The following is a 20595-nucleotide window of genomic DNA, read 5'->3' on the forward strand; positions in this document are numbered from 1 at the left end:
GGAAAAAGCATGAAGAAGATCGTGGTGAAAAAAAGCGTATATATGGGATTCCTTATGTTGTTTGTTCTCTTTTTGACAACTGGCTGTGGATTATTTCAAGGTGAACAAACGTTAGAAGAGATAGATGTTCCAAAAGATCAATCCACTAACACAGAAACGGATATTGCAACGGATGCTACAAAACAGACGGAAAAGGCTAGTGAGTCAGATAAAGAGGGTATTGAGGTTACTGCTGATCAAGCAGAAACAGTTCCTAGAGAATTGTATTTACTGAATGAAGAAGGACTAATTGTACCACAAACAGTTGAACTTCCAAAGACGGATTTAGTTGCACAACAAGTGCTAGAGTATTTAATCAAAGATGGACCTGTTACTTCGATGCTTCCAAATGGATTTGAAGCAGTACTACCAGCAGGAACGGAAATTAATCAGATGAATATTCAAGAAGACGGAACATTGATTGTAGATGTCTCTGAAGAATTTAAAGAGTATCAGCCAGAAGAAGAAAAAAATATTATTGAAGCGATGACATACACGTTAACTCAATTCGATAATGTCGAACGAGTAACACTTTGGATTGATGGAAAAGAACAGACAGAGATGCCTGTGAATGGCACACCATTAAAGAATGGTTATTCTCGCGCAAATGGGATTAATATTTATCACCCTGATGGAGTAGATTTAATGGATAGTAAAGCAGTAACGCTTTACTATCCGACTCAACAAAATGAACAAATGTATTATGTTCCTGTTACACAATATGTTGAGATGGACAAGCAAACCGATTACCAGTCTATGGTCCAGGCACTTTTAAAAGGTCCTGCTTATGATATGGATTTATTAAATGTATTTAATCCAAACGTATCGATCAAAGCAGAACCTTCTGTAGAAGATGGTGTGCTACATGTTTCGTTCTCTAAAGAAATTTTAAATGATGAAAATAATGCTTCGATCTCAGATGAAGTGATGGAAACCTTAGTGTTAACTTTAACGAATAAAGAGGAAGTCGAAGCGGTATCTGTTGAAGTGGAGGGCGTAGATCAAGTCTTTAATGAACATGGTGTACCGTATACAGAGCCAGTCACAAGAGACACATTCGTACCAACGGGGAGTTTATAAAACGGTGAGGGAGCTGAGTGATTTCAGCTCTTTTTATTTTTAGTTGATGAAAATATGTGATTTTTGATGAAATGTTTTCTTTGCGCATGAAGTTCTCTAAGTAGGTGAAAATATGTTAAGATTAGTAAGAATTAGAAGGAAGGATGAATGAATATGAGACCAAATAATCGAGAAATAAATCAACTACGTGACATAACAATTGAAACTGATTATACAAAACATCCAGAGGGTTCGGTATTAATTACAGTTGGAGATACAAAAGTAATTTGTAATGCAAGTATTGAAGATCGTGTCCCTCCATTCATGCGTGGACAAGGAAAAGGATGGATTACCGCTGAATATGCGATGTTGCCACGCGCCACCGATCAACGAAATATTCGCGAATCCTCCAAAGGAAAAGTATCAGGAAGAACAATGGAGATTCAACGTTTAATTGGAAGGTCATTGCGAGCAGTCGTTGATTTAGATAAAATTGGTGAACGAACCGTTTGGGTTGATTGTGATGTTGTTCAAGCGGATGGTGGAACCAGAACAGCGTCTATTACAGGTGCTTTTGTAGCTATTGTATTAGCTTTTGGTACGCTTATTGAGAAAAAAGCAATAAAAGAAATGCCAATCCGTGATTATTTAGCAGCTACTTCTGTAGGGGTGATGCCAAATGATACAGAAATACTTGATCTCCAATATGAAGAAGATTCACAAGCAAAAGTAGACATGAACATTGTAATGACTGGAAATGGTGAGTTTGTTGAAATTCAAGGTACAGGGGAAGAAGCTACATTTTCTGTAACTCAACTCCAAACGATGCTTGGCCTTGCAGATCATGGTCTAAAAGAAATTTTCCAAAAACAAAAAGAAGCTTTAGGAAAATGGGCAGGATATTTGAAGGAAAAGGAAGCGTAATAAACATGAAAAAGTGGTTGATCGCAACAAAAAACAAAGGGAAAGCAAAAGACTTTAAGCTATTATTTGAGAAGCATGGTATCGAAGTGATTTCGTTACTTGACTTAGAAGAACCAATTGAGGACGTTGAAGAGACTGGTATGACTTTTGAAGAAAATGCAACGCTAAAAGCGGAAACCATTTCGAAAAAGTTAGCTATGCCAGTGCTAGCAGATGATTCTGGATTAGAGATCGACTTTTTAGATGGAAGACCGGGTGTATATAGTGCGCGTTATGCAGGTGAAGATAAAAACGATCACAACAATCTACATAAAGTATTAACAGAAATGAAGCGAGCGCCGGACGAGAAGCGAACAGCACGTTTTGTGTGTGTATTAGCAGTAGCAAGACCAGGAAAAGAAACCATTACAAAACGTGGCATATGTGAAGGAACAATAACACGTGAACCAATTGGAACAAATGGATTCGGTTATGATCCGATTTTTCAACCAAATGGTATGACTAAAACCATGGCTGAGCTTTCACCTTCAGAAAAAAATAATATTAGTCATCGAGGAAATGCGTTAGACAAACTAGAAAATTGGGTAAAAGGGCAGTAAGGAGTTGATCAAATGCATCGCGTATTAATTATGAGTGATAGCCATGGTTGGACAGATGAAGTACAAACAATTAAAGAAAGATATAAAGATGATGTGGATTATATGATTCATTGTGGCGATTCTGAATTAGATTTTGATGAACAACCGATGGAAGGGTTTAAGAAAGTAGCTGGAAATTGTGACTTTGATTTTCGCTATCCAAATGAACTTGATTTTGAAGTAGGTAATCTGAAATTTTTTGTCACCCATGGACATCTACATCAAGTAAAAACATCATTAATGGCCATCTCTTATCGCGCAGAAGAGGTAGGCGCAAACATTATTTGTCATGGTCATTCTCATATTGCGGGAGTATGGCGCGTTGTGGATCATATTATTATTAATCCTGGTAGTATACGATTACCTAGGGCACGTAAAGAAAAAACTTATGCTATTGCATCTTGGGATGAAGAAGGTTCTTTTTACGTTAATTTTTATGATATCAATGGATATGAAGTAAAAGATTTGGCTTGTCAGACGAAGTTGCAGTAATATAGATGAGAGGCAACAAAGAAAATTGCCTCTCTACTATAAAATTTTTAAAAAATGTTGACAAATTGTCCTATACTTTATATAATAAATCTTGTCTGTTATGAAAGAGTGGCAGGAAATACATATTATTAATGAATATTGCGGGTGTAGTTTAGTGGTAAAACCTCAGCCACGAGCAAACCATCGTCGAGTAATCTACAAGTTGTCCCGAAGCATTATCGTCTTTGAGTTAGCTAGAAGATGCAGGGACATGTAAGTGCGTAATAAAAAATAGAATACTTTAAATTATTTGAAATGCGGGTGTAGTTTAGTGGTAAAACCTCAGCCTTCCAAGCTGATGTCGAGGGTTCGATTCCCTTCACCCGCTCCATGTCCCAGTAGCTCAGCTGGATAGAGCAACGGCCTTCTAAGCCGTAGGTCGGGAGTTCGAATCTCTCCTGGGACGCTAGTGAAAGCCTTACAGCCTCAATGGTTGTGAGGCTTTTTTTCATATATCCATGTTGTACTGACTTTGGAATGTCCTAATTGCTCTTGGAACACTTTTGTATGAACTCCTTGATTAACTAGTAAAGTAATTGACGTATGCTTTATATCATGAAACCTTTTTTAGCTTTATCCTGTGTATTTATTACTAGGAGTAAAACGTATCACCCCTTGACTTAGTGAACGGGTTCAAAACAAGTTAGATCTTTTTTATATCTAAGAGTTAGTTATCTCCCATCATTTTTGTAATACTTTAAATGTACACTTTTAATCAAAATATAATTTTATTCTTTTTTTAATGAAATTACTAAAGAGTTGATTTGTAGGTGTTTCGTTATACTTTCAAAAATAAATTTATATTGTATTATGCATGTACTTTAAATACAGAGTTTATAGCTTTGTATATATTTTTAAAACTACTTGACGATAAAATGTACCCTCATGGTCATCCAAATGCTTTCGTTTTTTAAAAAATCTTCAAAAAACTATCATGTAAACATTTTTAATATCTTTTATTTTTCCTTCACTTTCATCGGGCAATAATGACCAAGAACACCTTTTGGTGAAGTGCCATTAATAAGATAAACATTAGTTTTTCATAAATAAAATTCCTTTTTTGTAAATGCTCCAGCCAAATGAAGTTTATAATTGGGTGCTTTCGATTTTCTTCTTTTAACCATCCTATTTTGACGCTGGCTTGTGATGAGTATCTATATCAGTGTCTAGATAACTCTGAACATGAAACATTCAAATGTCTTTCTGCAAAGATTAGGTTTTAATGGTTTTTTTGACGGGAAAAAAATGAAAAAAAGGGGGGTTAATTATGAAAAAATCGAATAACACAGTTTTTTGGAATAAAATACAATTTCGGATTATTATTTTACTTATAGTAGTTTTGCTGGTAAATTCAACGATTACAAACTTTATTCTTCGTTTAATTGATATGACGGGTATTAATTTAGGGATGATTGGTATCTGGCTAAATAATTTTATGAATGTAATTGTGGCAACCACGATAATCGGTGTTTTTCTACAATACTTTGTTATTAAGCCAATCAAAACGATGGAAAGTAAAATTCGTGATTTTGAAAATAATGAAGCTAACGTGCAAATTGAAACAAAGTCAAAAAATGAGCTTGATATGTTAGGTAATCGTTTAAATGAATTATTTACCTATATTCGTAGTTACCATGATAGCCAGCAAGAACAAATAAATCTTGTAGAAGGCAAATCAAGTACAATTTCAAATAAAATTAATCAAATGACAGACAATGTTTCATCTTTGCAACACCATTTTGAAACCATTACTGCATCTTCGCAAGAACAATTAAGTGCTTTTGAACAAACAAGTACGGTAGTTGATAACATGAACGGTCAATTTCAATCTATTGCAAAAGACGTTGATGAAATTACCTCTTCTTTTCATAACATGCGCTCCAATACGGAAGAAGGTGTTGCAGACATAAATGATTCATCTCAAACGATGGTTAATATTGCGCAACAGTCCCAAGATGCGAAAAATAATATTTTAGAATTGTCAAAAGAAGTAGGAAAGATCAATGAAGTTGTAACTTTAATTAACGATATTTCAGAACAAACTAATCTTTTGGCTCTCAATGCATCTATTGAAGCGGCAAGAGCAGGCGAACATGGAAAAGGGTTCTCTATAGTAGCTGATGAAATTAGGGGATTAGCTGAGAGATCAGTGCGTGCGACGGAGCGAATTAGTGAAACTGTTGAGCATATCTTGAGTAATGTCGATGAAATCGCAAAACAATCTGAAGATCGTGCTTATAGCATAGATAAGGAATCTAATAATATTCTAGCTATTAACAATCGGTTTGTTGACATTAAATCGACTATTATCTCAAATATTGATCGGATTGAAGAAATGAATGAGCATACAAAAACATTAACACAATCTAGTAATGAAATTTCTGACACAATGGAACAAGTAACTAACAACACAGAACAAACAACTGAACAGTTAGTGGAATTAAATAATACCGTTTCAAGTACTTTAGATGAGATGAATAAAGTAAAAGAAGAGGTACAAATGTTAAATCAATCATTTAAAAAAATTAGGTAAGTTTATGAATGTATAGACTCTTTTCAGACACGAGGGATGTCATTTTATTTATTCTAAAATTACTTTAAAAGACAAAAAATTATTAGTTTTAGGTTAAAGATTTTTAGCTAGAATTTTCTCGTTATTTTTTGCTTGTTTATTTACCGCGTGAAAATAACTAAATAATGCTGAAAATTAATTATCAAGGAATAAATGTTGTTTAAAACAAAAACCTACTCAAAAGAATAGGTTTAATACATTTGAACCCAAGTATCATTTACTTACTTCAATTTTTGGAATAGTGTCGTTCTTATTGATTCTGGTATGACGCTGTATCCCTCTAAAATATTTATATTTTGGTTTGATTTAAGTTCGTTTTTCACGAAAATAACAACAGGTGAAGGCAGCGATCGATTATTAATTTTAATATTATTGGTGAGTTAGTTGTTGATGCAAGGGGAGAACCTGGTAAAGCATCAACATAACTAATTCTACTGGCAAAGTAAATATCTGAAAAATCTAGTTCATCTTAATAATATTTAGCTATTTCCACACTTGTTTCTTAATGGTTGTTGCCTTCCACTCGATGAATCGTTTGGACGCCTAGTTTCTTAAGTGTAGTCTGTACATTTTTAGATATGGCTGTCACCCCGCCAATGATGGTTACTTTTACAATACTAACAGCAGTACCATATCTATTATCTCCAGCAATTCGAGTAACTGAATACCCTTTGTTTTTGAGCTGAGTTTGAACAGTTTCAGATATAGCTACTTTTCCTCCAAGAAGATATATGTTTGATGTAGTAAGGCGATCTATTTCAGTTTCAACATTTTTTGGTAACTGGGTGGACTTTGTTAGTAATAATGGCTACTGAAGTTTTTTGTGTTATATACTAAAGTGGAAGCGTAAAGTTGCATTAACACTCCCACTTTAGCATTGTATTTAAATGTAGTTAGCCAGTAACAGCAGCAAGTACCTTTTGAATATCATAGATATTGCTATCTTTTTTAAAGTTCTTTGATACAAGAGGTTCCAGGTTGCCAGATATCCAAATTTTTAGTTCAGCATCTAGATCAAAGTGCCCTGCTGTTTCAACGCTGAAATGTGATATGCTCTTATATAAAATAGAATGAAATTGCGTTTTTTTTCCGGTTAACCCCTGCTTGTCAACTAAAATTAAACGTTTATCAGTGAAAATGAAGAGGTCACGAATCACTTTAAAGGCAGCGTTAACTTCCTCGCCATCAACCAATAATTGGCTATATTCTTTACTGATTTCGCTTTTATCTACGTTTGAGGCATTGCCCATTAATCCATCTAATATTCCCATCAGTCATTCCTCCAATAAAAATAGTCTGTAATTTAGTAATTCTAGAAAGTTTATTAATTTCCTTCTCTATTCCAGCAGTTTATAACGAGTAAATTAGGAAGATACCTATATATATCGAAGTAATATTATAATAACTGGTGTAGTGCACTTTTCATTAACTGGTGCGAAGGCACAAAGATAGATGTAAAATCAAATGTGATTTGTGAGCCGAAAGCAATTCCCTGGAAAACCTATAACTATTGTAGTAAGTGAACGAGAATCTTGCTAAATCCTTTAATTTACTATTCTTCCATTATTTTTTTGCTTTTTTATTTACCACATATAAATAACCAACAAGCGCTGAAAAAGTTATAACTAATGAAGCAACTGATTGTAATGATTCATTAAATTGAAACTGATTTAAGATAAGATCTGGTAAGAACAAAATCACTGGGATAATAATAGTAATCCAGGTTTTGGACCAAATCGAAAATCCAATCAATGCAGCAATAGCTAAAACGATTGCGATAATAGTGCCAGTAGTAGTAAAAGTTATGATCGGTGTAGCGATTAATCTATCTAAGTAAATTAAAGCTATATATAAGAAAATAGGTCCTCCACCGATAATTGCAAACCAAGTGTATTCCGTGGTTTTGGATAATCTTGTACTAGCTACATGTTTAAAAATGACGATGACCATTAGTGAAAATAGTATGAAAATGATAATGTTCCCGCTTAATTCCAATAATGAAATTCTAATTCCACCATTTAATGCGTTACTCAAAGTATCATAGGATAACAGACATATAAGGAGTATAGGGATATATTTAATCCAACTTTTCCAATCTAAAGTCATTTCACCTGCTATTCGTTGCATGTATTCTTTTGGTGTTCCTTCTATGATATCATCAACTGATTTGCCATTTGCTTCTGCTTGCTTTAAATGGTCTTTTAGTTCAGAGATAATTTCTTCTATCTCATGTTCGTTTTTGCCACTGGTAAACAGATATAACCTTAAGTCTTCTAAAAATGCTTGGCTTTGCTTCGATAATTTCACGCTTACCCTTCCTTTCCTAGTAACTGTTCAACACTCTTTGAGATATCATTCCATTTTCTTTTAAATGCTTGTAATTCTGTTCTCCCATGATCGGTTAAAACATAATATTTACGTTTTGGGCCGCCAGATGGTAGTTGCTTCTGTGTCGTTGTGACAAGGCCTTCCTTTTTCATCCGAAGTAATAAAGGATAGATACTTCCTTCTTTAACCATGGTAAACCCATAAGTATATAATTTTTCGATCATTTCATACCCATATGTTTCGCCTTTAGCGATGATGGATAGAAGACATCCTTCTAAAATCCCTTTTAATAATTGACTAGAAGACAATGAGATCACTCCTTGTACAAATCGGCAACTATCTTGTTTTACAATATAGTTGCGTTTTAAAAAACATCGCAAACTAACTAACTTGTTATGCAATGTAGTTTAAGAATAACATATTCTGTATAAAAATCAATAATAAATTTTTTTAAAAATTTCTTTACATTGTTTCACATATTCATTTTCCGTTCACTACAATCGTATGCTATAGTGGAGGTGAGTAGCTTGGATCAAGTTTTAATGTTTTCGACGGTGCTTTTACCAATTGTATCTTCACTAGTTCAACTAGTTAAAAAAACATTTCCGTTACCGAAGAATATTATTCCGATGATTAGTTTTATTGTTGGTATTGTAATCGGGGCAATTAGCTATCCATTCACGTCGATGGAATTGGTATTGCGATTATGGGCAGGAGGACTTGCGGGTTTATCTGCAACTGGATTGTTTGAAATCGTGAATAAAAGGGAAGGAATGACTAAGGAATCTAAGTAAACAATAAACAAGAAGGGATGCTGTGATTCTTAAAATTGAAGTGAGAGTAGGAATAAATCATGGAACAACATGATAAAAAAATCGTTTTGTTTCCAAAATGGAAAGAAAAAATTGAGGCAAGGGCATTTCAAGCATTACGAAATAAACGATTTGAAGAGGCATTAGAAAATTTAAACACATTACTAGATTATCAAGTTAGTAACCAGGAAATTGATATTGCCAAATTAACTTGTTTAATTGAATTAGGTAGACAACGAGAAGCTGAATTGTTATGTGAAGAGTTACTGACAAAGAAAGATGATCATTATTTTGCTTATGTACATATCTATGCAACGCTGTTATTTCAAGCAAATAAGTATGAAGGTGTAGCTGAATTAATCGAAGATGTATTTGAAGACGAAAATACGATTCCTGAACCCTATTTATCACAACTAACGACATTGCGTTCGTTAAATAGTACACTTTTGAAACAGCAAACAGATCAGCAACTCACAGTAACGTTAAAGCAACTGAAAGAAGCAGTGGAAAAACAAGATGATGTGATGCAGTGGCATCTTGTCAATCATTTGAATGATAGTGACATCTCTCTATATAATTCTATATTTTTAGAGATGTTGAAAGACGAAGAAGTAAATCCGATAGTTAAGACAGTGATTATAAGTTTGTTACAAGCTAATACATATGATGAACTGATTGAAATAGTAAAGTTTTCCGATAAAATGTATATTAATCCTAATGATTTTCCTTATATGACAGATCATCCGTTTTATCAAAAAATTAAAAAAGAACTGGAAACACTAGAACAGGATAATCCATCCTTGCACGCATTAGCGGATCAGTTACTTTATCGATATTTTTTCGTTGTTTATCCTTTTATCAATGAAGATATGGACATTTCGTTATTGAAAGAAGCAATCATCTATTTAGTATCTGCTTCCTTCATGGATGAAGAGGCGTTAAACCAAACAAAAATTAAGGAATCACTTGCATTATACATAGAAGATCTTTTATATTATGAAAAAGTCTATTTTTCATTAATGAAAGAATAACATAATCTAATTCGAGTTCTAGGTGACTAAATCTTGAAAGGGCACATGATTATGTTATAATAAGATGGTTGCAATTTGCGTTCGGTCTCGTATAGTAGAATCCTACATTGAATGAACGGCAAATAGAATTATATTTAAGTTTTTTGGAGGGAATTAACATGACAGCTAAATGGGAAAAACAAGAAGGCAATCAAGGCCTGTTAACCGTTGAAGTGGATGCTGAACAATTTGATCAAGCATTGGACCAGGCGTTCAAAAAAGTAGTAAAAGATATACAACTACCTGGGTTCCGTAAAGGACGTGTACCTAGAGGTATCTTCGAACAACGTTTTGGTGTAGAGTCCCTATATCAAGATGCGGTGGACATCATTTTACCTCAAGCATACTCAAATGCAATTGACGAAACTGGTATTGAGCCAGTTGCTCAACCAGAAGTTGATGTGAAACAAATTGAAAAAGGTCAACCACTTATTTTTAGTGCAACTGTTACAGTGAAACCTGAAGTCACTTTAGGCGATTACAAAGGCTTAGAAGTAGAATCACAATCAGTAGAAGTGACAGATGAAGACGTTGCACATGAATTAGAACATCAACGTGAGCATCAAGCAGAATTAGTTGTGAAAGAAGATGGAAAAGTAGAAAATGGTGACACTGTCGTTATGGACTTTGAAGGATTTGTTGATGGCGAAGCTTTTGAAGGTGGCACAGCTGAAAATCACTCTCTAGAAATTGGTTCTGGTTCATTTATTCCTGGATTTGAAGAACAATTAGTAGGTAAAGAAGCTGGAGAAGACACAGAAGTAACGGTTACTTTCCCTGAAGATTACCATGCAGAAGAATTAGCTGGTAAAGAAGCAACTTTTAAAGTGAAAATTCATGAGATTAAAGCGAAAGAATTACCAGAAATGGACGATGAATTCGCAAAAGATGTTGATGAAGAAGTAGAAACTTTAGATGAATTAAAAGAAAAAACAAGAAAACGTTTGGAAGATCAAAAGCAAACAGAAGCAGAGAACAACAAACGTGAATCATTAATTAATCAAGCATCTGATAATGCAGAAGTTGATATTCCTGAAGCAATGGTTGATTCTGAATTAGATCGTATGATTCGTGAATTTGAACAAAGACTTCAAATGCAAGGTATGACAATGGATATGTATTACCAATTCTCTGGGCAAGATGAGAATGCATTGAAAGAGCAAATGAAAGAAGATGCTGGTAAACGTGTGAAAACAAACCTAGTATTAGAAGCAATTGCTAATGTAGAAGAGCTTGAAGTTACAGAAGAAGATGTTAACAAAGAACTTGAAGAAATGGCTAGCATGTATCAAGTAGATACTGAGCAATTAACACAAATGCTTGGCGGAAACACTGATGCAATTAAAGAAGATCTTAAATTTAAGAAAGCTATTGATTTCTTAGTAGAGCAAAGTAAAACGAAGTAAATAATGATCAGAGAGACAAGGCTTTATTGCCTTGTTTTCTCTACTTCTTACATAAAACAAGCACATTTTATCTTAGAAATACATATAACATAATAGTTGACAAATAAATAATTATATACATAATTGAATGTACCCTTAGTGACTAGGGGAAGCTTGTTTGTAATACACCAAATTATAACTTGATGATGAATATATAAAAGTAAACGATTACTTTTTATCGTGTCAGTTAAGATTCATTTTATTTATGATTAAAGTATAAAAATGAATTGTTTAGTGGATGATTGGTGTGGATAGACTATGTAAAATAGTTGATATAAAGTGTATTATTATGTATAGATGGTATTATCTGATATGATGTGAAGAAGAGGCACTAGAAGATAAAAAAGTGCTTTACATTCACATGAGATATTTACACTTAAGGGGTGAAATAGATGTACAAATTTAATGAAGAAAAAGGACAATTAAAATGTTCGTTTTGTGGAAAAAGCCAAGATCAAGTACGTAAGCTGGTTGCAGGACCAGGCGTTTATATATGTGATGAGTGTATTGAATTATGTACGGAAATTGTTGAAGAAGAATTAGGTACAGAAGAAGAAGTTGAGTTTAAAGATATTCCTAAACCTCAAGAAATTTGCGACATTCTTGATGATTATGTGATTGGTCAAGAGAAAGCAAAGAAAAATCTTTCTGTAGCAGTATATAACCACTACAAACGTATTAATGCGCCAAAAGCTAAAGATGATGTAGAATTAGCGAAAAGTAATATTGCAATGTTAGGACCTACAGGTAGTGGTAAGACATTACTTGCACAAACATTAGCACGAATTATTAATGTACCATTCGCAATTGCTGATGCAACGTCATTAACAGAAGCGGGTTATGTTGGGGAAGATGTAGAAAATATCTTACTTAAGCTAATTCAAGCAGCTGATTATGATGTTGAAAAAGCAGAAAAAGGTATTATTTATATTGATGAAATCGATAAAGTGGCAAGAAAGTCTGAGAACCCATCTATTACAAGAGACGTTTCTGGTGAAGGTGTGCAGCAAGCATTGCTAAAAATCTTAGAAGGTACGACAGCAAGTGTTCCTCCTCAAGGTGGCAGAAAGCATCCTCATCAAGAATTTATTCAAATTGATACGACAAACATTTTATTTATTTGTGGTGGAGCATTTGATGGTATTGAACAAATTGTTAAAAGTCGTCTAGGTAAAAAAGTAATCGGCTTTGGTGCGGAATCTGATTCTGATGAATTAGATAAAGCAGCATTACTATCTAAAGTATTGCCAGAAGATATGCTTAAATTTGGTTTAATTCCAGAATTCATCGGTCGTCTCCCTGTCCTAGGCAGTTTAGAACCACTAGATGAAGAAGCATTAGTAGAAATATTAACAAAACCAAAAAATGCATTGGTAAAGCAGTATAAAAAGTTATTCCAAATTGATCATGTGGAATTGAAATTTGAAGAAGAAGCACTTCGTGAGATTGCCAAACGTGCCATCGAACGTAAGACAGGTGCACGTGGATTGCGTTCCATTTTAGAAAGCATAATGTTAGACGTTATGTTCGAATTACCATCTCGTGATGACATTGAAGAATGTATCATTACAAAAGAGACTGTTCTTTTAGAGAATGGTCGTCCGAAGTTGGTAATGGAAGATGGAACAATTAAAGATGAAAATGAAGAAATACCTAAAGAAAGTGCGTAACGTTACTGAATTAAAAGAGATGTAAATCCCTTGTTATGTCAATAGCAAGGGATTTGCTATACATATACAGGTTTTCTTGTGATTTTTTCGTTTATCTTCCACATTTGCGGAAATACTAACAAGTATTATTGATAGCCTTTTAAATAATTTTAGTTATTAGGTTATTCATGTTCAACCATTGTTTTCTTTATTGGAGGTAACGGAATGGAACTTGTTAGTATTGTTATGTTTATTCAACTTTTTTTTGGTTTAATTATCGGACTTTACTTTTGGAACTTGTTGAAAAGTCAACGTGCCACCAAACAAGGTGTCGATAAAGAATCAAAGAAGGAATTAGAAAAGTTACAAGCGATGAAACGGGTACACTTAACAATGCCATTGTCTGAAAAAATTCGTCCACAGACATTAGATGATGTGGTAGGACAAACAGCTGGTATTGAAGCGTTACGAGCCGCCATTTGTCATAGTAACCCTCAGCATATATTAATTTATGGACCACCTGGTATTGGTAAAACAGCAGCAGCGCGTTTAGTATTGGAAGAAGCAAAAAAGAATTCTAATTCCCCGTTTGAGCAAAATGCTCCGTTTATTGAATTGGACGCTACTACAGCGCGATTTGATGAAAGAGGAATAGCCGATCCCTTAATTGGTTCTGTTCATGATCCAATTTACCAAGGGGCGGGTGCGATGGGCCAAGCAGGAATTCCACAACCAAAAAAAGGTGCTGTTTCAAATGCACATGGTGGCGTGTTGTTCATTGATGAAATTGGTGAATTACATCCCATTCAAATGAATAAATTACTCAAAGTACTGGAAGATCGAAAAGTCTTTTTCGAAAGTGCTTATTATAGCGAGGAAAATAAACAAATTCCGCGACATATTCATCGTATTTTCGCAGAGGGTTTACCAGCTGATTTTCGGCTAATAGGAGCGACCACTAGAATGCCTGAAGAAATTCCGCCTGCCATTCGCTCGAGATGTCTTGAGATTTTCTTTCGTGAACTAGATCAAAACGATATGGAAGTTATCGGTGAACGAGCAACAAAGAAAATTGGTGCAACACTATCGTCAGGTGCGTTAGAAATCTTAACAATGTATGCGCGTAATGGGCGAGAAGCAGTCAATATGATTCAAATAGCTTCAAGTGTCGCTTTAAAACAGCAAAGACAGGAAATTAAGCAAGCAGATTTAACGTGGGTAGCGGAAGTAAGTCGTTTAACACCACGATTAAATCAGAAAATTAGTAGTGAAAGTGAAGTAGGGAAAATTAATGGCTTAGGATTATCAGGTCCCAGTAGTGGTCATCTATTGCCAATTGAAGTAGTCACTTTGCCGGCGCCGCATCAGGGGAAAATCACCATTACGGGCATAGCTGAAGAAGAAACGTTAGGTACACAGACTAAGTCAATCAAAAGAAAAAGTATGGCGAAAGCATCGGTGGAAACTGTTCTTACATATTTAAAATCCATCGGCATACCTGCCCATCAATATGATATTCATGTCAATTTTCCTGGAGGAACGCCTGTAGATGGGCCATCAGCTGGCTTGGCGATGACACTTGCAATTTACTCTTGTATTAAAAAAACAGTAATCAATCACCAAGTCGCAGTTACTGGTGAGATAAGTTTATCGGGAAAAGTATTACCTGTTGGAGGCGTGCCTACTAAGATAAAAGCTGCCAAACAAGCAGGAGCAAAAACGGTAATTATTCCGCAAGAAAATTATCAATCAATAGTTAAACAGATAGATGGAATAACAATCATCCCGGTTACAACTTTTCAACAAGCATTAACACGGGTGTTAGAACCAAACTTATTAATGGATAACCAATATAATGAAGAGAAATTGAGTTAAATCCGGGTAGTATTGTTTTAGGAGGGAATCATATGTCAGAGAAAAGTATTACACAATTACCACTCCTCCCATTACGAGGACTTTTAGTTTTTCCAACAATGGTTTTACATTTAGATGTAGGGAGAAAACACTCCATAGAAGCCTTAGAAAAGGCCATGATGGAGGATAATAAAATATTTTTAGTAGCGCAGAAAGAAAGTAGTATTGAGGAACCAACAGAATCGGATCTATTTGAGTTCGGTACCATTGCAAATGTAAAGCAAATGTTAAAGCTTCCTAACGGTACCTTTCGTGTTTTAGTGGAAGGGATTGAACGTGGAAAAATTAACACGTTTACAGCTACAGAAGAGGCATTTATTGTGGAAGTAGAGCACCTGTCTGATGTTCACGCGGAGTCCAATCAAGAAGCAGCTTTAATGCGTTCTCTATTAGATCAATTCGAGCGATACATACAAGTATCAACAAAACTTACAAAAGAAACATATAATACTGTTGTTGATATCGAACAACCGGGGCGTTTAGCTGATATAATTGCTTCGCATTTAACTTTGAAAATGAGTATTAAGCAAGAAATCTTAGAGACAGTTGATGTCAACAAACGTTTGCAGAATCTTATTTATTACATCTCAAACGAACGAGAAGTTTTAAATCTTGAGAAAAAAATTGGTCAGCGCGTAAAAAAATCAATGGAAAAGACACAAAAGGAATACTATTTACGCGAACAAATGAAAGCTATCCAAAATGAACTTGGTGATAAAGATGGAAAAACAGGCGATGTAGCAGAATTAAAGCGTAGAATTAATGAGTCTCCCATGCCAGATCGTGTAAGACAAATAGCTTACAAGGAATTAGATCGGTTTGAAAAAGTTCCTCAAACTTCAGGCGAAAGCTCTGTTATACGCAATTATATTGAGTGGTTAGTAAATTTACCGTGGACCGAACAAACGGAAGATAATTTAGACATCGATCATGCGGAAGAAATATTAGATACGGACCACTATGGCTTAGAAAAAGTCAAGGAACGTGTATTAGAATATTTAGCTGTACAGCACTTAACACAGTCGTTAAAAGGCCCAATACTTTGTTTAGCTGGCCCTCCTGGTGTTGGTAAAACCTCATTAGCTCAATCTATTGCCCGGGCAATAAATAGGAAATTTGTAAGAATTTCTCTTGGTGGCGTGCGTGATGAAGCAGAAATTAGAGGGCACCGTCGAACTTATATTGGAGCAATGCCTGGTAGAATAATACAAGGGATGAAAAAGGCTGAAACAATTAATCCAGTATTTTTGTTAGATGAGATTGACAAAATGGCAAATGATTTTCGTGGTGACCCCTCTGCTGCTATGTTAGAGGTGCTTGATCCAGAACAAAATAGTACGTTCAGTGATCATTATATTGAGGAAACATATGACTTATCTAAAGTGATGTTTATTGCTACTGCTAATAATCTGCAAACCATACCACGTCCATTGTTGGATCGAATGGAAATTATCTCACTTGCAGGTTATACAGAATTAGAGAAACAGCATATTGCCAAAGAGCATTTATTGCCAAAACAAATTGAAGAGAATGGTTTAAAAAAAGGACAATTGCAGCTTAGAGATGATGCCCTATTGAAACTAATTCGTCGATATACTCGTGAAGCAGGTGTTAGGGGATTAGAACGTCAAATTGCTTCGCTCTGCCGAAAAGCTGCCAAAATCATTATCTCAGAAGACAAAAAGAAAGTAATTATAACGGAAAAACAATTAGAAAGTTTACTGGGCAAACCCATCTTTCGTTATGGTATGATGGAAGAAGAGGATCAAGTTGGCGCAGCAACAGGACTTGCTTACACTTCAGCTGGTGGAGACACACTGTCGATAGAAGTAAGTATTGTGGATGGTAAAGGAAAACTTACGCTAACAGGAAAACTGGGTGACGTTATGCAAGAGTCTGCCCAAGCGGCCTTTAGTTATATTCGAAGTAGAGCAGATAAATTAGCAATTGATCCAGATTTTTATCAAAACAAAGATGTTCATATCCATGTACCAGAAGGCGCTACGCCAAAAGATGGACCGTCTGCAGGAATCACCATCGCAACGGCCTTAGTATCCGCATTAACTGAGCGACCTGTTCGGAAAGAAGTAGGTATGACTGGTGAAATCACGTTACGTGGTAGAGTACTGCCAATCGGTGGTTTAAAAGAAAAGACTTTAAGTGCACACCGTGCTGGAATTACAACGATCATAATGCCAAAAGAGAATGAAAAAGATTTAGAAGATATTCCGGAGAGTGTGAAAGAAGATTTAACTTTTATTCCTGTAGAACATTTAGACAAGGTATTAGAACACGCATTAGTGGGGGAGTAATATGAAAGTAACCAAAGCAGAATTGGTCATAAGTGCTGTTTCGCAAAAACAATATCCAGCAGTATCAATGCCAGAAATCGCCTTAGCAGGCCGATCAAATGTAGGTAAGTCATCATTTATTAATAAAATAATTAATCGAAAAGCTTTAGCTAGGACTTCTTCTAAGCCAGGTAAAACACAAACATTGAATTTTTATAACATTAACGACGTATTGCATTTTGTCGATGTTCCTGGTTATGGGTATGCTAAAGTTTCCAAAAAAGAGCGTGAGTCTTGGGGAAAAATGATGGAAGAGTATTTTTCTACTCGTGAACAACTAAAAGCAACGGCATTAATCGTTGATATTAGACATGAACCAACAAATGATGATGTTGCGATGTACGAATTTTTAAAGCATTTCGATATTCCGGTGATTATTATTGCGACGAAGTTAGATAAGATTAAAAAATCACAAGTATCAAAACATGTTAAACGTGTAAAAGAAACATTAGAAATCAAACCGGAAGATCAGGTAATTCCTTTTTCTGCAGAAACTGCACAAGGAAAAGAAGAAGCTTGGAAAGCAATTCAATCTTTTTTATAAGATAAGAATAGAAAATCTTTGGACTGTAAAGATGTGCAGCATGCATCGTTACAGTCCAATTTTTATTCGTATTTCTAATCACCTGATGACCACATTTATAGTAATATAATTATATTGTAAAAAAGGAAATAAATGCACATTAGATCATTTATATATCTAATGTAAAGGAGGATTAAACTGTTATGTAGAGAAAAATGGGTGATGTGAACTATTATTATGAAACATATGGCGAAGGTATGCCAATCATTTCATTAATTTAAGTGGTTTTGCAACAGATTTAAGTTATATTAGAGATAGTTTTGAATCTGTTTTTGAGTCTAAATTAGGTTATAAGTGAATTTACCTTGATCATCTTGGAGTCGGTAAAACGGAATTTACTGAAACGTTTAAAGAAAGCGATTTTTTGCATTCGATTCAAACATTTAAGGATTGGGTTCATAGAGTGGAACAGCAATAGTTAAATACTATAGATGGGAAGTACCAAAAGCATACTAAGATTACTGGATAAAGTCATCCGTCCATGACCCTACCCACTAATCTTAGTATGTTTGTTACTTTCTTTTAATTAATAAATAAACACCCAAAGCCACTAAAGCTACTGGCCAGAAGGATTCCAACAGTGCCATAAATGAATTAATCCAGTGAAACCAGCTTGGTTTGTTAGAAACAAAAACGGCAAAGATAGATAGAATAATAAGCAATAGACCCGGTAATAATCCTGTTTTTGTTTTTTGAAATCGAATCATAAAGGCTACCCCTACAATTAAAGTGTAAATTCCCCAATGATCAATCCAAAATCCATAGTGGTTGAGTCCATGAAAATGAATGCCAAACCCTAAAAGAATAGCCCCAGGAAACAATTTATCATAGTCCTTACCTATATAAGCATGTAACAAAAAAGCTACACCAAGAATAATTAATAATGTAGGCCACGAATAAAAGTCAGTAATTATCGGTAGTTTGAGCTGTCTTAATAAAAAATATGCACCAATACCGATTAATAAGAATGCTGTTAATGAGTGTTGTTTGCGCATTTACTTCTCCTTAATTATAATAATTATTATTTAATATTAATTTGTTGATTATACAAAATGATTGTGATAAAGTACATTAGTATTGTTTCATAAATATACTTAGTATTTATTTTATCATATGAAAAAAGTAACGCATTATTTAATTCATAAAATTGTTAAAAAACAGAGCTTTAATAAACTGATTAGATCTGAAAAAACTGTTATAATAAGTAATGTAACGTTTTGTTACTGTTAGCTAGGGGGAGATATTATGCATATCCTTATGGTTGGAGTCAACTTTCGTACCGCTCCAATAGATATTAGGGAGAAATTGACTTTTCAACAGGATAAGCTAGTTGATGCTATGAAAGAATTAAATCAACAAAAAAGTGTTTTAGAAAATGTGATTATTTCCACATGTAATCGTACAGAGTTGTATGCTGTGGTGGATCAGTTGCATACAGGGCGTTATTATCTAAAACAGTTCTTAGCCAATTGGTTTGGTATAGATAAAGAAGCGTTCACTTCACATTTAGTGATTTATGAAAAAGATGGCGCGATTGATCATCTGTTTCGTGTTGTTTCAGGACTTGATTCAATGGTTGTAGGGGAAACGCAAATTTTAGGTCAAGTCAAAAATGCTTTTGCTTTAGCGCAAAAAAACGGAACAACTGGTACAATGTTTAATCAGTTGTTCAAACAGGGTATCACCTTAGCTAAACGCGCACATAAAGAGACAGGAATTAACGAGAACGGTGTTTCAATTAGTTATGCAGCAGTAACATTAACCAAGAAACTATTTTATGATTTAAGTTCCAAGCACATAGCAATCTTAGGTGCTGGAAAAATGGGTGAATTGGCTGCGAAAAATATGTATGGTTCGGGAGTCAAAGAGATTTCTGTATTAAACCGTACATTTGAAAAAGCAGAAAAATTAGCAAAAGAATTTAATGGACATGCATTACCTATCAATAAAATGGAAGAAATATTAGCTACTGTTGACATTTTTATTAGTTCGACAAATGCAACAGACGTTGTGCTTACAAAAGCAAATATAGAAGCAGTGATGAAGAATCGACAAGAACCATTAGTCATTGTTGATATTGCGCTTCCTCGTGATATCGCTCCAGAAGTAGCTGAAATTAACAATGTTTATTTATATGATATTGACGATTTACAAGGTGTTGTGGATGATCATGCATCACTTCGAAAAAAAGCTTCTGAAGAAATTGAGTTGATGATTGAAGCGGAAATTGTTGATTTTAATGAATGGGTTGATATGTTGGGTGTTGTTCCCATTATTTCTTCTTTACGTGAGCATGCACTAGCGATCCAAGCGGATACGATGAAAAGTATTGACCGCAAAATACCAGATTTATCAGAACGTGAAAGAAAAGTAATTAGTAAGCATACCAAAAGTATTATTAACCAACTGCTCAAACAACCTGTAGCAGAGGCAAAAGAGTTAGCTGTTGAACCAAATGCAGCAGAATCATTAAATCTCTTTACCAGAATATTTGGTATTGAAGATTTAGTAAATAAAAAAGTGCAAGAACAAGTGAAACAAAATAATGTAATAGCGCTGAAAGCAGTAGGTAAGCAACCGAAGAAACAATTAGAATCAGCTGCAATGCGTTAAGGCTTACCCCACCTATAAGTGTAAAGGTGGGGTATTATTCCAATTAAAGATGAAAAGGATGAGACTT

General features: G+C 34.6%; 18 protein-coding genes and 2 tRNA genes. 15 read left to right on the plus strand and 5 right to left on the minus strand.

Annotated elements, in window-relative coordinates; genetic code table 11:
* Window positions 1–9: 9 nt before the first annotated feature.
* The 6 genes from DES48_RS08265 to DES48_RS08290 all read left to right on the plus strand — a co-directional run bounded on the left by DES48_RS08265 (window position 10) and on the right by DES48_RS08290 (window position 3597).
* Window positions 10–1119 carry a GerMN domain-containing protein gene (locus DES48_RS08265; RefSeq protein WP_079708331.1) on the plus strand — a complete coding sequence of 370 codons (1110 nt, stop codon included), beginning with the start codon at window positions 10–12 and terminating at the stop codon, window positions 1117–1119.
* 153 nt (window positions 1120–1272) lie between these two features.
* Window positions 1273–2022, plus strand: coding sequence for a ribonuclease PH (rph, locus tag DES48_RS08270; RefSeq protein WP_113868377.1), 750 nt, complete (start codon window positions 1273–1275; stop codon window positions 2020–2022).
* 5 nt (window positions 2023–2027) lie between these two features.
* The gene (locus DES48_RS08275; RefSeq protein WP_079708333.1) at window positions 2028–2621 is read left to right on the plus strand and encodes an XTP/dITP diphosphatase; all 594 of its coding nucleotides are present in this window, start codon (window positions 2028–2030) and stop codon (window positions 2619–2621) included.
* A 12-nt stretch (window positions 2622–2633) separates the two neighbouring features.
* A complete protein-coding gene (locus DES48_RS08280) occupies window positions 2634–3152 on the plus strand; it encodes a metallophosphoesterase (RefSeq protein ID WP_113868379.1) in 519 nt (172 codons plus the stop codon).
* A gap of 296 nt (window positions 3153–3448) precedes the next feature.
* Window positions 3449–3522, plus strand: a tRNA-Gly gene (locus tag DES48_RS08285).
* Window position 3523: 1 nt separating this feature from the next.
* A tRNA-Arg gene (locus tag DES48_RS08290) sits at window positions 3524–3597 on the plus strand.
* A gap of 20 nt (window positions 3598–3617) precedes the next feature.
* Here DES48_RS08290 and DES48_RS08295 read toward each other — a convergent pair.
* Window positions 3618–3743: a tyrosine-type recombinase/integrase gene (locus tag DES48_RS08295; RefSeq protein WP_113868516.1), complete on the minus strand. Its 126-nt coding sequence runs from the start codon at window positions 3741–3743 to the stop codon at window positions 3618–3620.
* A gap of 715 nt (window positions 3744–4458) precedes the next feature.
* Here DES48_RS08295 and DES48_RS08300 point away from each other — a divergent pair.
* Window positions 4459–5724, plus strand: a complete 1266-nt coding sequence (locus DES48_RS08300; protein ID WP_113868381.1) for a methyl-accepting chemotaxis protein — start codon at window positions 4459–4461, stop codon at window positions 5722–5724.
* A gap of 932 nt (window positions 5725–6656) precedes the next feature.
* Here the strand turns inward: DES48_RS08300 and DES48_RS08305 are convergent.
* The 3 genes from DES48_RS08305 to DES48_RS08315 all read right to left on the minus strand — a co-directional run bounded on the left by DES48_RS08305 (window position 6657) and on the right by DES48_RS08315 (window position 8399).
* Entirely contained in the window at window positions 6657–7034 is a 378-nt protein-coding gene (locus DES48_RS08305; protein WP_113868383.1) for a PH domain-containing protein, read from the minus strand.
* Between the two features lie 292 nt (window positions 7035–7326).
* The gene (locus tag DES48_RS08310) at window positions 7327–8070 is read right to left on the minus strand and encodes an HAAS domain-containing protein (protein WP_113868385.1); all 744 of its coding nucleotides are present in this window, start codon (window positions 8068–8070) and stop codon (window positions 7327–7329) included.
* Window positions 8071–8072: 2 nt separating this feature from the next.
* Window positions 8073–8399, minus strand: a complete 327-nt coding sequence (locus DES48_RS08315) for a PadR family transcriptional regulator (protein WP_113868386.1) — start codon at window positions 8397–8399, stop codon at window positions 8073–8075.
* Window positions 8400–8618: 219 nt separating this feature from the next.
* Between DES48_RS08315 and DES48_RS08320 the strand changes: the two genes are divergently transcribed.
* The 7 genes from DES48_RS08320 (at window position 8619) to yihA (ending at window position 17876) form a co-directional block, all read left to right on the plus strand.
* A complete protein-coding gene (locus DES48_RS08320; protein WP_113868388.1) occupies window positions 8619–8885 on the plus strand; it encodes a holin in 267 nt (88 codons plus the stop codon).
* A gap of 59 nt (window positions 8886–8944) precedes the next feature.
* Window positions 8945–9934 carry a hypothetical protein gene (locus tag DES48_RS08325; protein WP_113868390.1) on the plus strand — a complete coding sequence of 330 codons (990 nt, stop codon included), beginning with the start codon at window positions 8945–8947 and terminating at the stop codon, window positions 9932–9934.
* Window positions 9935–10092: 158 nt separating this feature from the next.
* Window positions 10093–11379, plus strand: a complete 1287-nt coding sequence (gene tig, locus DES48_RS08330) for a trigger factor (protein WP_079708341.1) — start codon at window positions 10093–10095, stop codon at window positions 11377–11379.
* A 431-nt stretch (window positions 11380–11810) separates the two neighbouring features.
* Window positions 11811–13088: an ATP-dependent protease ATP-binding subunit ClpX gene (gene clpX / locus DES48_RS08335; RefSeq protein ID WP_079708342.1), complete on the plus strand. Its 1278-nt coding sequence runs from the start codon at window positions 11811–11813 to the stop codon at window positions 13086–13088.
* A 204-nt stretch (window positions 13089–13292) separates the two neighbouring features.
* Complete coding sequence (lonB, locus tag DES48_RS08340; protein WP_113868392.1) at window positions 13293–14942, plus strand: ATP-dependent protease LonB; 1650 nt, start codon at window positions 13293–13295, stop codon at window positions 14940–14942.
* A gap of 32 nt (window positions 14943–14974) precedes the next feature.
* Entirely contained in the window at window positions 14975–17293 is a 2319-nt protein-coding gene (gene lon, locus DES48_RS08345) for an endopeptidase La (protein ID WP_113868394.1), read from the plus strand.
* A gap of 1 nt (window position 17294) precedes the next feature.
* Complete coding sequence (gene yihA / locus DES48_RS08350; RefSeq protein ID WP_079708345.1) at window positions 17295–17876, plus strand: ribosome biogenesis GTP-binding protein YihA/YsxC; 582 nt, start codon at window positions 17295–17297, stop codon at window positions 17874–17876.
* A 551-nt stretch (window positions 17877–18427) separates the two neighbouring features.
* Here the strand turns inward: yihA and DES48_RS08355 are convergent.
* On the minus strand, window positions 18428–18910 hold the full coding sequence (locus tag DES48_RS08355; RefSeq protein WP_113868396.1) for a LiaI-LiaF-like domain-containing protein: 483 nt from the start codon (window positions 18908–18910) through the stop codon (window positions 18428–18430).
* Between the two features lie 250 nt (window positions 18911–19160).
* Here DES48_RS08355 and hemA point away from each other — a divergent pair, with 250 nt between their 5' ends.
* Window positions 19161–20528 carry a glutamyl-tRNA reductase gene (gene hemA / locus DES48_RS08360; protein WP_079708347.1) on the plus strand — a complete coding sequence of 456 codons (1368 nt, stop codon included), beginning with the start codon at window positions 19161–19163 and terminating at the stop codon, window positions 20526–20528.
* Window positions 20529–20595: the final 67 nt, after the last annotated feature.

The organism is Paraliobacillus ryukyuensis, from assembly GCF_003315295.1.
Classification (GTDB): Bacteria; Bacillota; Bacilli; order Bacillales; family Amphibacillaceae; genus Paraliobacillus; species Paraliobacillus ryukyuensis.